This window comes from Paraburkholderia fungorum, from assembly GCF_900099835.1.
GTDB lineage: Bacteria > Pseudomonadota > Gammaproteobacteria > Burkholderiales > Burkholderiaceae > Paraburkholderia > Paraburkholderia fungorum_A.
This window is the reverse complement of the sequence record NZ_FNKP01000003.1, coordinates 474,311-487,310: the sequence shown is the minus strand read 5'-3', so window position 1 is coordinate 487,310 and position 13,000 is coordinate 474,311. Positions and strand designations below refer to the sequence as shown.

The window sequence follows — 13,000 nt, the reverse complement described above, 5'->3', positions numbered from 1 at the left end:
TGCATCAATGGTCGGCGCTCAAATGACGCTTGAACCAGTCCGCAGCGCACCGGCTGGTAGTGTCGAAGTGCTCTACATAGGGCGTAAAGTGTCCGTCCGCGATCATCTCGAGTTGCTTGGGTTGCAGCGCTTCCTCATACGCACGCAAACACAAATCGGTGGCAGTCAACGTGTCGGCATCCGCGACGATCATCAGCAACGGTGTGGGGCTGATGCGCGCGATGTACACACCGGGCTCATGTTCGCGAGAAAGCTCGGCGCTGCGCAGCGTTACCTCGTTGCGCCAGTTCGGCGAAAAAGCCGCTGTGCCGGCGAAAAATTCGTGGCTGTCCGCGCCTGGCATCGCGCATGGCTCGGCGGAGTCGGCACTCGTCGCGGGCAGCATGGCGGGCGATCCTCCGGCGAAGCGCCGCGCACGGTCCGACTCGAAACGGCTTAGCAACGCCGGCACGTGATCGGCGCGGGTTCGGCGCAATGCCGACTGATAACCACTAATCTGCGGCACTTGCGAGACCACGCACTTCACGCGCCGATCAATCGCAGCAACTTCAAGCACATGCCCACCGCTAAAACTTGAACCCCAGATGCCCATGCGCGACGCATCCACCTCGGGGCGCGTCGACACATAACTGAGCGCATCGCGATAGCCTCGCTTCTGCAAAGCCGGGTCGACTTCCTGGCGAGGCATCCCTTCACTCTCGCCGAAATTACGGTGATCGTAGACGAGCACAGCGAAACCCGCGTTCGCAAACACCTCGGCGTAGCGATCAAGATACTGCTCCTTGACTGCGGAGAATCCATGCGCCATCACGATGGCCGGATGCTCGCCCGCCAGCGCCTGTGCGGGCAGATAGAACCAGCCGCGCAGACGCACGCCCTCTGACAGAAACTCCACGTTTTGACGTTCCATTGCGTATCCCTGGTGAATTACCTGACGCGCTTCAATTCGGCGCATGAGGCGTCACGATACCCGGCCGCGGCGCGCAACTCACCCTCGGTCTGGACATCCACTACGCCGGATCGGACAAGCTGAAATAGGCGCTCGGTGTCGTGCCTGTCACGCGACGGAACATCGCCGTAAAGGCGCCCGGCGTTTCGTAGCCGAGCGCGATGCTCACTTCAGCGACGGGCCTGTCGGCCGCGAGTAGCGGCAACGCATGCTGGACGCGCACGAGTTGGCGCCAATGCACGAACGACATGCCGGTTTCGGCGACAAAAAGGCGCGCGAGCGTGCGCGTCGACGCACCCGCTTGCCTGGCCCACGCGTCGAGCGTACGCGCGTCGGCAGGCGCACTGAGAATCGCGTCACAAATCCTCTTGAGTCGACGATCGCCGCCACTCGGCATGCGCAGTGGATGGCCCGGCACCCATTCGATTTCGGCGAGCAGATGCGCGATGACAAGGCTATCGCGCCCGGCAGGTTCGTCGTCGAGCGGAATCGATGCGGCGCGTATGATCAGTTCGCGCAATAGCGGAGTTACGTTGACGGCGAGCGGTTCATCAGGAAATCCAGGTGGACAGTTTTCGGTGCGGATGTACGGGCTGCGCAATGAAACGGCCCCCCGCGCGCGCATCGCGTGTGGCATGCCGGCCGGCATCCAGAGCGCCCGCTGCGGCGGAACGAGCCAGAGCTTCTGCCCAGCTATGACTTCGATGGTGCCGCGCGTTGCATGGATCAATTGCGCGCGAGCGTGCCTATGCTCACCGACGGCAAAACCGTCTGCATACTCCTTGGCCATGACGGAAGCTAGACCGGGAGCACCCTGATAGTCTGCGGGATTGGTGCTGCGGGACGTGCGCTGCGCAGAAGAGTTGCGCGGTTGGGCTACAGACGACATTGGCAGGCTGGCTGGGCGGGAGCGAGTCAGTATAGTTCAGCCTGCATCGTCTGGCGGAGCGGCGGTCTCTCTGAAAGAAATGCGGCCATTCACTGCATCGAGTGCCGGTAGTCGAGAGCGCTCCGGGCTATCAAGAAAATATGTTCGTCTGACTGAGGCCGCCTACGTTTGCATTTTTTCTTATTTATTGTGAAGGGACAACAATCCGCAGACAGGCCGAAAGTCTCGTTTGCGAAAATTACTGTATGAATGTACAGTATCCGGCATGAGCGGTTGAAACAGTGAACCGGCACTTTTCTGGAGTCCAATTGATGGACATGCGCGTGCGGAAGCCTGTCAGTCATCCGATGCCGGAAACAGCGGCATTCGTTGCCGACATGAAGTCGGCATTTGGCGAGCAGGAAATTGACGAAGCCATTCGTCGCGGCAAAGCCGGCGAGCCGACGTTTTATGCCAGCGAAAACGGGCGCTCGGTGGGTACCGCGGCGCCGGTCGCATTGGGTGCATGGCGTGTCGACCGTTCGGTGCGCGACCGCCATTACTGTGACGGCTGCGACGGTTCGTGCATTGGTACGGCAAGGTCTTGTCGTCCGTAGACGCAAACAGATAGACGGAGAGAACATGCTTCGAGTTTTTGGCGCCGGCGTACTCCTGCTGACGATCGCTTCATCGGTGTCGGCGGGGGAGCGCTACGTGGAGATATGGAATCCGCCAGAGGCACGCATTGGCGCACCCACGAGCAAGTCTGCGCCGAAGACTCACGGTGCGACTGTCACCAGCCGCAATGCCGGCAAGGTGGTGCCGCGGCGTGTGGCAGATCCGCTGTCCCGATCGGCCCCGGTCAAACATGCGCCGGTCGCTGTGGTAAAGAAGCCGTCTGTTCCGCCGTCCCTCTATATTCCGAGAGTGATTACGCCGGAAGGTAACGTGCTTCGTGTCTGAACTCGTAATAAGTCAGTTCGGGTTGGCGGCTGCCTTCGTGTAACAGGTTGCGGGAGAACTGATGGGACCCGATACTGGTACCTGTGAGGCCATCGTATTGCCGCGCTGAAAGTCGCTAAAGCAGTTCAATGCAGCTCAATGCAGAGACAGAAAGTGGAGTCGGAAAACTACAAGGGATATTCCGTTTGGGGCCACGCCATTCTGCAGAACGGCGGATATGCAGCGGGCGGAACCATCATGCGCGAGGGCAAGCTCGTCGAAGGTTCCGGCGTACTCGGCACCTATGAGTCGGACGATGAAGCGCGCATAGCCGGGCTCGACTGGTGCCGGGCGTGGGTCGATAGTCACGGCTGAGAGCTGAGAGCTGAGAGCTGAGAGCTGAGAGCTGAGAGCTGAGAGTGGCAGTGGCAGTGGCAGTGGCGGGCGGACTCGCGCGGCGAGCCGCCACGTGAAGCAGATCGACGGCCGACAGGTCAACATTCAGGACGGTGGGTGCACGCGGACATAGGCAGTCAACGACGATGGCAAACGCCCGGTTGACAAGCTGTGTTTGTCTATCGCCACGCGCTCACCGGTTCAGCGCTGCGAGGCTGCTCACGTCCACGCTTACGCGTGCAAAGACAAGCCCTTCACGGCCTTGTCCACGGCTTTCTTGGGGCCATGCAACGCGAGGCCCACGAAGTCGAGATTCGCCGCATCGCCGGCACGAAAAACTTCGCGATTCGCTGCATCGTGCCCGGTCGAAAACATCGCATGGACATACGGCACGATCTTGAGTTCGCGGGTCAGTGCCTGCCGGTGCGCAGCCTGAAGACCGGGCAGGTCGGCGGCGAATACCAGCATCGGTTGACCAAGCATGCGGCCGTATTGACGGTTGGCTGCATCCTCGTAGGGCTCACCGAGTGCTTCGGGCATTGCAGCGGCAACGCCGGTCGCGAGAAACGCGACTACATTGAGTTTTTGCCAGACCGCGAGATCGTCGCGCACGATCAGGGCCACTTTGGTATCGAACATGATTGCTCCTCGTTGAGACGCTCATGATCGGCGACCCGAGGCAATCAGTCTGGAACGTTTGTGCACATGCGCCGGTAGGCGGCCGGCGTCATCCGGTAAGCGCGGCGAAACCAGCGGCCAAGATGGCTCTGATCGGCGAAGCCGACTTCGGCGGCGACCTGTGCGGGCGTACGGCCGACCGCCAGTAGTCTGCGCGCGGCGCGCAGGCGCAAGCGCACCAGATACGCGTGCGGCGACGTGCCGAACGTGCGTTGAAACAGGCGAGTCAGGCGGAACCGGTCAATGCCGGCCATATCGGCAAGTTCGTCGAGTCCGAGATTGCCGTCCATCTGCTCGTGCAACAGATCTCGCACGCGGGCGACGGCGGGCGGCGCGGCGAGTTCGTCCGTCAGTGGTGCGTCGCGCAACTGGCCGCCGAGTTGCATTAGCAGGCGGTCGAGAGTCTGGTCGCGTGCAAGCCTGCCTTCGTCGCCGTAAATGGCCACGAATGCCTGGCGGATCGCATCGACGAGGCTGCGGTCGTCAACCAGCGTATGGCCGAAGGCCGCTTCGACGCCACTTAGTCCGGCAATATTCAGCCGCCGCGCCGCCTGCTCGACCCAGGCTTGCGGCAGATACAGCATCGCGTAGGTGAAGCCGCTCGCGTCGGGCGCGTGGCCGTCGTGCAGCGCGCCCGGTTCGATCAGGATCGCGCGGCCCGGCACGCTCGTGTGCAGCGACCGGTGGCACTGGAAGCGTTGCACACCCTGCTCGGTGTAGCCGATCAGCATGTCGTCGTGATCGTGAGGGTCGTACGCGTGGCCGCTGAAGTGCGCGCGCAAACCTTCGATGCCGGTCTCCTGATCGCGTCGCGCGACCAGCCAGTTGTCCGCGCGGCCGTCGCGTGTCGTCGCGCTCGTCATAACTTGCTTTGCTCCTTGTCATCACTCGGCATTACTGCGCAGAAGTGTACGTCAGCGGTCGGTGGACGATGTGGCAGGAGGGCGTCCGCGTTCCCTGTGCGAAGAGCCGCGCCGCGTCGGAGAGTGAGCGTGCAGGCCTTCGCGCAAAGGAAAGCGCGCGGCGCTGTCTGCGAAAGCCATCCTTCAATGGTCGAGCCTGCGCGTGCAGCCGCCGACTGCCGTCATCCGCGAGTCGCTCCTTTCACCGCGCGCCGAAGAGTACGCCCCGATGGCAGATCGAACGTCAATCGGGCAACTTTTTCCGGGCGCCGCTCGGCTTCATCCGCCAGTCAAAGACCGTTAGCGAAAGCAGGACAAAGCAAAGAAGAATACAAGAGCGTCGCCCCTGCCATCATTAATGCACGACGGCACGACGGCACGACGGCACGACGGCACGACGGCACGACGGCACGACGGCACGACGGCACGACGGCACGACGGCACGACGGCACGACGGCACGACGGCACGACGGCACGACGGCACGACGGCACGACGGCACGACGGCACGACGGCACGACGGCACCGCCGCACCACCGCACCACCGCACCACCGCGCTACAACACCACCTCACTGCGTCGCACACGTAAAGCTCGACGCGGCATTCACGTCGCCGGAACCGCTATACCGCGGGAAAGCCGGATATTCGCAAAGCGGCCGCGTGCGCCCCGGTACGCCCGCTGTATCCGCGACAGTTTGGGCGGGCGGCGCGACACCTTTCTCGACCCAGTTCTCCAGCGTCGTGAGCGAATCCCACGCTGCGTTGAAGACTGAACTCACCGCGTGTCCGTAGCCCGGAATCTCGTAGAAACGCACAAAATTAGCGACGGTAGAAGCCCCCATCGTCGATTGCAGGCGCTGATAGTACTGCTCGGACGAGCGCGTGCTGACCAGTGCGTCGGCCATCCCATGCGCCATCAGGATTTTGCCGCCCTTTGCGTTGAACGCCGACAGATCGGTTTTGTTGACGTCCTGCAAGCCCGTCAGTTGGCTGATCCGCGCCTGCAGACTGCCCGGGTTTTGCGGATCGACATTCAGCGAGTTGTAGCTCGCGTCGCGCGTGACGAAGTAGCGGATCCACTGGTCCCAGAAAACGCTCATGTACGGAGCGGTGGTGGGCATCGGCGACGCGGGTTGCGAAGTGCCCATGGCAAGCGTCGTGACGGTCGGCTGCAAGGCCGACGCGTTGACAATACCCAGATCGGCGCCATACACGTTGAAGCCGGGATACTGCGTTTCGCCGCTGGCGAGCGTGTAGCTGAACGTGATCGGCGTGTTGTACACGTTGAGCGCCGAAATCTGTGCATCCGACAGACACGTATCGCCGGTATCCGTGCCGCCGGTACAACGCAGAGGCGTGCCGTTGAGCGTCGCGGTCGATGGATCGAACGTGGCGTTGCAGGCCGCGACGTTGCTGATCAGGCCGTCGGCGACGCCGTCGAGCGTATCGCAGGCGGCGAGCACGGCGTTGAGCAGGACCTTGCGCTTGGCCTGATCCACATAAGCGCCGGGCGCGGCAAGAGCGCGCGTGATGCGGCCAAACTGCAAGTCGAGGCTGGCGGCCGCCCACGCGGGGTAGAGCACGATCGAGCCGTCCCAGTCCTGCGGCCAGCGCTGCACGACGGCGAGTGCCTCACGACCGCCAGACGACCCGCCCGCAAAGTACGCGCGCTTCGGTGCTTTCACCGCGTAGCGCGCGTCGATCAGATAGACCGCGACGTCGCGCGTTTTCTTCAGCGCGTCGCCGTCGAAGTTGTTGATCGCTTCGTCGTTCACGCCAAACGACGCGTCCTCGCTGCCGAGCGCGTTCGCCTGATGTCCCGAATCGCTGGCGAAGGTTGCGTAACCGCGTCCGAGCGGTGTGAGTTGCGTCGTGGGTCCGGCAGGGACGTTGCCGGTCGGTGCGGGAATCGTGCCGTCGTAGCCGCCGCCGCCGAACATCATGACCTTGTTGTTCCAGGTGGTGGGCATCGCGATCTGGAATTTGATCTGAGGTGCGTTCGGATCGACAGGACTGATCGCGCCGCTCACCAGGCAATATTCGCCAACCGCCGTCGCGCCGCTGCCCGACGCGGGCATCGTGGTGGCGGCCGACACGGTCGCGCCGGTAGTCGGTAAGCCGATGGACGCCGCCGGCACGGTCTTGCCGACGAGTTGCGAGCAGGTGAGCGGCGTAGCCGCCGCCGCGGGCGGGTTGAGGCTGTCGCCGCAACCGCTTAGCGAGAGCGCGGTAAGCACGGGCGCGACGATTAACGAGGAACCGATGCCGCCGGATTTCCGGGCGGTACGCTGCATCTGCATGGCCTGTCTCCGATAGTTGGATTGGTGCGTTCGCCATGTCGTCTGCGTATCGCCTGGTTTGCAAGACGTCGGGAGAGCGCCTTGCAAATCTGGTATTACTTAGCCTTCCTGTCAATAGTCTTGCCGCAAGGTCCTGAGTTTGGCGGCTGTGATGACGACAACAAACGTCCACTAGGCGGCAACCTTGACCTCATGCGTGAACGAGTTCGGCAACCGTTGCCGGTTAGTCATGCGGTGGTGGGTTCGCATGAATCCTGGACGCGTTACTTTTCTTAATCAGGTCGATGCGGGCTGACAGCAGCGGAGAATTTCAGGTTGACGGCGCTCCTGACGCAGACCGGCGAAAACCTCGCCTCCAGCGTCAGCCCTGGCCTAAGCCCCTGCTACCGCCGATTCCGCCGCGCAGCATACGCGCAACAAGCCCCGATGACGAACGCACCAAATGCCGCCATTGGCAGCGCGAGCACGAGGAAAACCGCGCCAGTCGCGACGGACACCCATGCGACAAACGAAGACTTTCTCCAGCTAACCAGTGCGCGTTGAACCATGACGCATCCCCCAGATTGGCGCGGTACGAATGTCGCGCTTGCGGCGACGATCGCTAAGGCGGCCGCCGGACGACCGTCCGGCGATCCACAAAGCGTCGGCGCTCAATGCCAGAACAGCGCGATCAGAATGATGATTGGAATCGGCACGCCGAGCATATAAAGAAGAATGGAACGCATGAAAACCCCCTTCGGAAAGTGAATCGAAGTCCCAATTAAAGCTGGCGTTCCCGCCCGCCGTACGTTGCCATCAGACTCGCGGAAAACGCGCCCATCAACAGCGAAACAAACAGCCACAGCGACGCGCCGATCGTGATCTTGCGCGCCTTGTCGGCGGCGTCTTTTGCGGCCGCGTCGAGTGCGGTGATTTTTTGCAGCAGGCGCGTGTAGGTCGTCGTCACCCGCGCCTGAGCCGCGTCAGGCGCGAGGCCGGTACGCTGCGCCACGAGTTGACCGACATAGGCGGTGTCTTCCGGCGACAGTTGATCGCCCGTTGCCGCGCTATTGAGGAAGATGCGCGCGGTTTCGAGACGCGGTGTTTCGTTGCGGCCCGAAGCATCCGGCGACGAAGAAGCGGGCACCCCGGCGGGCATGCGGAACAAAGAATCGATGAAATAACCGAGCGGCCAGGTGTTCATCTGACTGGCTGGATTGCCGCGCTGCATCGTCTCCATCGTGATGGTGCCGCCGCTCGACGCTGTGAGCGCCGCGGCCTGCGCGCCCGTGCGCACGATGCCCGAAATAGCCGACGTCAGGATCGCCGCCGTGAAGAGCGTCGCGACCGCCCAGCTCAGGAAACCGTGAGCGGTATCGCGAAAGTGCATTTCGTCGATATCGACGGCCAGCCAGCGGCGGCGCAGCCGGCCCGCGAGATAGCCGCCCAGGCCCGACGTGAGGATCGACGTGACGCAGACCCACAGCACTGCCGCAAAGCCGAATGCCTTCGCGTTCGACGGCGCTGACGACCACGGTGAGATCGACGTCAAACCGAGGCCGGTGCCCAACGTCAGCAGGATGAGCGCGAACGCAGCCGCGCCCACACCACCGGCAAATATGGCGCCCCAGGAGACCACGCCGTCGTGCCGATGCGCGAACGTCACCGGATCGTTTGCCGCCAGCGTGGAATCCGCTGGATATCTGGTCTGGTCCATTGTCTGCCTCCATGTCTTTGTCGATGCCGGTATGCCCGCAATGCAGACTGCGCTGCTGCGCAAGGTGGGACCCTCGTACGGTACGCATTTTTTGTGCCGCGAGGGCGGAGGAAGCAGCGGGATGCGTCAGCGACGCGGCATCGCGGGCTTTTTGCCGATTGCGATGGAAGCCTTCGACGGCTCGTGGCGTCGCTAATGGCGGCGGTCGCTTCCGCGCCGAATAGGAAAACGAGTGCCGAAAAGTGCAGTCACACCGACAGAATGGCGAGTGAACCCGTCGTTACGAATTCACGGCGGCAAGCGCTCGCGACAAACCGACAGCACCAGCTGACGCAACCAGCGATGAACCGGATCGACCTCCAGACGCGGATGCCACATCTGCGACACGGTAATTTTTTCGGTTACCACGGGAAGCTCGAAGACGAATGTTGCGGCGCTCGCAGCATCGTCGTGAGATTCCGCCCGGTCGCCGAGAAAGGACGCGGGCACGAGTGCGATCAGATCCGAAGTGCGGGCCACGGCGAGCGCCGTGGGAAAGCTCGGAACCACGGCCACGATCGTTCGTTCGAGACCCAACGCAGCCAGCGCTTCGTCGACGGGGCCGCTCATACGCCCCTGCCGCGACGCGACGACATGGCCGAACGCGACGTATCGCCCGACGCTCACTTCGCCGTCCAGTTCAAGCGGATGCCCCTTCCTGACGACGCCCACGAAGCGATCGCGAAATAGCGCCTGCACACGGACCTCGGGGCCCATTTCGCCCAGCACGCCAATCTCGAGATCGGCCGAACCGTCGCGCAAGTGCGTCGCGGTCTTGTCGGATTTCGGCGCAAACCGCAGGCAGACATGCGGTGCGACCGCCGTGGCCGCGGCGATCAGCGGCGAGCCGAGCGCTTCGACAAAACCGTCGTTGACACGAATCGTGAAGGTCCGCCGCAACGTCGAGAAATCGACTTGGGCCTGCGTTGGACGCAGCAACGCGCGGGTCTCATGAGCCGCATTTCGCGCGCGCTCGCGGATTTCCGCGGCATAGGGCGTCAATACCATCTGACGACCCGCGCGGACCAGCAACGGGTCGCCGGTGGCCGCACGCAGCCGCGCGAGCGTTCTGCTCATCGCGGATGCACTCAGCCCCAGGCGACGGGCAGCGCCCGCGACGCTACCGTCGGCGAGCAGTGTATCGAGCGCAATCAGCAGATTCAGGTCGGGTTCGGACATGCTTCGATCGTAACATCGCATCGCGTGACAAGGCGTTGGGTGCAGGTTATGAATGCATGTGTTGCGTCTTCCGCCATGTGCCGGACGCGGATACATTGGCCTTGATCCGACGCGATCCGGCTTCGGTGATTGACAAGGACAGTTCACATGCAAACTCCGGCTCAGCAGAAAACCGCGCTTCTCATCGGCGCATCGCGTGGTCTCGGACTGGCGATGACCGCCGAATATCTCAAACGCGGCTGGCGCGTGATCGCCACCGGCCGTCCCGACTCGCTGGACAAACTTCGGCAACTCGGCGGCGCGCTCGAAGTGGAAACCGTCGATATCACGATCCCAGCGCAAGTCGCCGATTTACGCACCCGTCTCGCAGACCGGCAGATCGATCTGCTGTTCGTAAATGCCGGCGTGAAAAACGCCGATTGGGAAACTATCGCGGATGTCTCGACCGAAGAATTCGCCCGCGTGATGGTGACGAACTCGCTGAGTCCGATGAAGGTGATCGAAGCGCTTCAGCATCTCGTTCCAGCGACGGGAACGATTGGCGTGATGTCGTCGGGGCAGGGGAGTGTCACGAATAACGTCAACGGGAATTACGAGGTTTATCGGGGCAGTAAAGCGGCATTAAATATGTTTATGCGGAGCTTTGCCGCTCGCCACGCCGACGACCCGCGAACCTTGTTGCTGATGGCGCCGGGTTGGGTGCGCACGGACATGGGGGGACCTGACGCGCGTTTGACCATCGAGGAGAGTATTCCGAACCTGGTGAATACGATAAATGAATACGAAGGTCGTGCAGGGCTGCATTATCTGGATTATCTCGGGAGAGTGGTTCCGTGGTGAGTGGCGGCGCGGCTCGCAATCACCAATACAAGAGACCTGCGGGCGCGGTCCTCTGACCCACACGCACGATGTCTTATCATATTGGCTCCACCACCTTGACGCCCACAAGGCAGATCGCGATGACCGACCACAGCAATCCGCTGTTACGAGACTGGCAAACCCGCTACGAACTGCCGCCGTTCGCGCAGATCCAGCCTGAACACTTCGCACCGGCTTTCGCCGAACTGTTCATCGAGCACCTCGCGCAAATCGACGCGCTGGGCGCCAATCCCGACGCCCCCACGTTCGACAACACCGTCGCCGCGTTCGACGCCGCAGGCGCGAGGCTGGATCGCGTCCGGCTGACCTTCGAGAATCTGTGCTCGTCGGAGTCGCCGCCCGCGTTGCAGGCGGTGGAGCGTGAGATGTCGCCGCTACTGGCCGCGCATGGCAGCAAGGTTTTCATGCACGCCGCTTTTTTCGCGAGGCTGCATGTTGTGCATGAGCAGGCGGCATCGCTCGAATTGAACGAAGAGCAACAGCGTCTGCTGTCGCGCGTGCATACCGATTTCGTGCGCCAGGGCGCGACGCTGCAAGGCGCCGCGCGCGAGCGCTTCGCGGCCATCGCGGAACAGCTTGCCGGGTTGTACACCCGCTTCTCGCAAAACGTTCTCGCCGACGAATCCAGCTATCAATTGCCGCTGACGACCGAGGCCGAGCTTGCCGGACTCCCCGATTTCGTGCGGCAGTCAGCGCGAAGCGCGGCTCAGGAACGCGGTGTCGATGGTTACGTGATCACGTTGTCGCGCTCGCTGGTGCAGCCGTTCCTGACCTGGTCCACGCGACGCGATTTGCGCGAAGCCGCGTGGCGCGCGTGGACGAATCGCGGCACTGCGCCGGACCGGGACAATCGTCCGCTGGCGCATGAGATTCTCGTGCTGCGCTCGGAACAGGCGCGTTTGCTCGGTTACGACAACTACGCCGAGTACGCGCTGACCGACCGCATGGCGGCCACACCCGAGGCCGTGTACGCGCTGTTCGAGCAGGTCTGGGAGCCCGCCAAAGCGAGCGCCGCGCGGGAGCGCCAGGCGCTGGTCGCGCAAGCCGAGGCACTCGGCGAACCCACGGACATCGAACCGTGGGACTGGTACTACCTCGCCGAAAAAGTGCGCATGGCGCGCTATGCGCTGGACGACGCCGAAGTGAAGCCGTACTTCAGTCTCGAGGCGATGCTGAACGCGATGTTCGATTGCGCTAACCGTCTGTTCGGCGTCCGCTTCGTCGAGCAGACAGGTGTGCCGCTCTATCACGCGGACGTGCGTGTGTGGGAAGTGCGGCGCGGCGACGAACTGGTCGGCGTATTCGTTGGAGACAACTACGCGCGTCCCAACAAGCAGGGCGGCGCGTGGATGAGCGTTTATCGCCGGCAAGCGCGTAACGGCGGCAAGGCGATTCCAGTCGTAGTCAACAACAATAATTTCGCGCGCGGCGGCGACGGCCCCACGTTGCTGAGTTTCGACGACGTGCGCACGCTGTTTCACGAATTCGGCCACGGTCTGCATGGCTTGTTGTCCGACGTGAATTATGGGCGGCTGTCGTGTACCAATGTGCCGCAAGACTACGTGGAACTGCCGTCGCAGCTCATGGAGAACTGGGCCACCGTGCCGGAGGTTCTCGCTAAACACGCGCGCCATGTGACGACCAACGCGGCGATTCCCGCCGTGCTGATCGACCGCATTCGGGCGTCGCAAACCTTTAATCAGGGATTCGAGACCGTGGCTTATGCGTCGTCGGTGCTGATCGACCTGGCGCTGCATTTGCAGAAAGACCCCGCCGATATCGACATCGCCCGTTTCGAGGAAGAAGAATGCAGGCGCCTCGGTGTGCCTCGCGAAGTGGGCATGCGTCATCGCTTGCCGCATTTCGGCCATATTTTCGGCGGCGATTATTATGCGGCGGGGTACTACGTCTACATGTGGGCGGAAGTGCTCGAAGCCGAGGCGTTCGATGTCTTCGAAGAAGCGGGCGACGCATTCGATCCGGCGCTCGCCGGCAAGCTGCTGCATTACGTCTATAGCGCGGGCGACAGTCGTGAACAACGCACGGCGTTCCGGGCGTTTCTCGGACGCGATCCGCAAGCGGCGTCGATGTTGCGCAAACGGGGTTTGCTAGCTGCGTAATGCGTGAACGGCGTGTAGTCGAACAAAGTTGAGCCTGTCTGATCGCGGCAGCG

At 62.7% G+C, this 13,000-nt stretch carries 13 protein-coding genes; 6 read left to right on the top strand and 7 right to left on the bottom strand.

The features are described 5' to 3' along the window. Window positions 1-4 precede the first annotated feature (4 nt). The gene (locus BLS41_RS31500) at window positions 5-910 is read right to left on the bottom strand and encodes an alpha/beta hydrolase (RefSeq protein ID WP_074771604.1); all 906 of its coding nucleotides are present in this window, start codon (window positions 908-910) and stop codon (window positions 5-7) included. Between the two features lie 100 nt (window positions 911-1,010). Next, the gene (locus BLS41_RS31495; protein WP_083380183.1) at window positions 1,011-1,739 is read right to left on the bottom strand and encodes an AraC family transcriptional regulator; all 729 of its coding nucleotides are present in this window, start codon (window positions 1,737-1,739) and stop codon (window positions 1,011-1,013) included. A 410-nt stretch (window positions 1,740-2,149) separates the two neighbouring features. On the opposite strand from BLS41_RS31495, the gene BLS41_RS31490 reads away from it, so the two are divergent. The 3 genes from BLS41_RS31490 (at window position 2,150) to BLS41_RS31480 (ending at window position 3,134) form a co-directional block, all read left to right on the top strand. Beyond that, on the top strand, window positions 2,150-2,434 hold the full coding sequence (locus tag BLS41_RS31490) for a hypothetical protein (RefSeq protein WP_074771602.1): 285 nt from the start codon (window positions 2,150-2,152) through the stop codon (window positions 2,432-2,434). Between the two features lie 25 nt (window positions 2,435-2,459). Next, the gene (locus BLS41_RS31485) at window positions 2,460-2,780 is read left to right on the top strand and encodes a hypothetical protein (RefSeq protein WP_074771601.1); all 321 of its coding nucleotides are present in this window, start codon (window positions 2,460-2,462) and stop codon (window positions 2,778-2,780) included. 153 nt (window positions 2,781-2,933) lie between these two features. Continuing rightward, window positions 2,934-3,134 carry a hypothetical protein gene (locus BLS41_RS31480; RefSeq protein WP_074773235.1) on the top strand — a complete coding sequence of 67 codons (201 nt, stop codon included), beginning with the start codon at window positions 2,934-2,936 and terminating at the stop codon, window positions 3,132-3,134. A 252-nt stretch (window positions 3,135-3,386) separates the two neighbouring features. Here the strand turns inward: BLS41_RS31480 and BLS41_RS31475 are convergent, their stop codons facing one another. From BLS41_RS31475 to BLS41_RS31455, 4 genes are all read right to left on the bottom strand, one after another. Then, window positions 3,387-3,794, bottom strand: coding sequence for a DUF2000 domain-containing protein (locus BLS41_RS31475; RefSeq protein ID WP_074771600.1), 408 nt, complete (start codon window positions 3,792-3,794; stop codon window positions 3,387-3,389). Window positions 3,795-3,838: 44 nt separating this feature from the next. Further along, window positions 3,839-4,696 (bottom strand): AraC family transcriptional regulator, encoded by an 858-nt coding sequence (locus BLS41_RS31470; RefSeq protein ID WP_074771599.1) that lies wholly within the window; start codon window positions 4,694-4,696, stop codon window positions 3,839-3,841. 607 nt (window positions 4,697-5,303) lie between these two features. Next, window positions 5,304-7,028, bottom strand: a complete 1,725-nt coding sequence (locus tag BLS41_RS31460; RefSeq protein ID WP_074773227.1) for a tannase/feruloyl esterase family alpha/beta hydrolase — start codon at window positions 7,026-7,028, stop codon at window positions 5,304-5,306. A 766-nt stretch (window positions 7,029-7,794) separates the two neighbouring features. Continuing rightward, complete coding sequence (locus BLS41_RS31455; protein WP_074771598.1) at window positions 7,795-8,730, bottom strand: hypothetical protein; 936 nt, start codon at window positions 8,728-8,730, stop codon at window positions 7,795-7,797. A 31-nt stretch (window positions 8,731-8,761) separates the two neighbouring features. Between BLS41_RS31455 and BLS41_RS39235 the strand changes: the two genes are divergently transcribed. Next, a complete protein-coding gene (locus BLS41_RS39235) occupies window positions 8,762-8,926 on the top strand; it encodes a hypothetical protein (RefSeq protein WP_171910361.1) in 165 nt (54 codons plus the stop codon). 92 nt (window positions 8,927-9,018) lie between these two features. On the opposite strand, the gene BLS41_RS31450 is transcribed toward BLS41_RS39235, so the two are convergent. Beyond that, window positions 9,019-9,948, bottom strand: a complete 930-nt coding sequence (locus tag BLS41_RS31450; RefSeq protein WP_074771597.1) for a LysR family transcriptional regulator — start codon at window positions 9,946-9,948, stop codon at window positions 9,019-9,021. Between the two features lie 147 nt (window positions 9,949-10,095). Here BLS41_RS31450 and BLS41_RS31445 point away from each other — a divergent pair, with 147 nt between their 5' ends. Both BLS41_RS31445 and BLS41_RS31440 read left to right on the top strand, forming a co-directional pair. Next, a complete protein-coding gene (locus BLS41_RS31445) occupies window positions 10,096-10,788 on the top strand; it encodes an SDR family NAD(P)-dependent oxidoreductase (protein WP_074771596.1) in 693 nt (230 codons plus the stop codon). A gap of 119 nt (window positions 10,789-10,907) precedes the next feature. Then, window positions 10,908-12,947, top strand: coding sequence for a M3 family metallopeptidase (locus BLS41_RS31440; protein ID WP_074771595.1), 2,040 nt, complete (start codon window positions 10,908-10,910; stop codon window positions 12,945-12,947). Window positions 12,948-13,000: the final 53 nt, after the last annotated feature.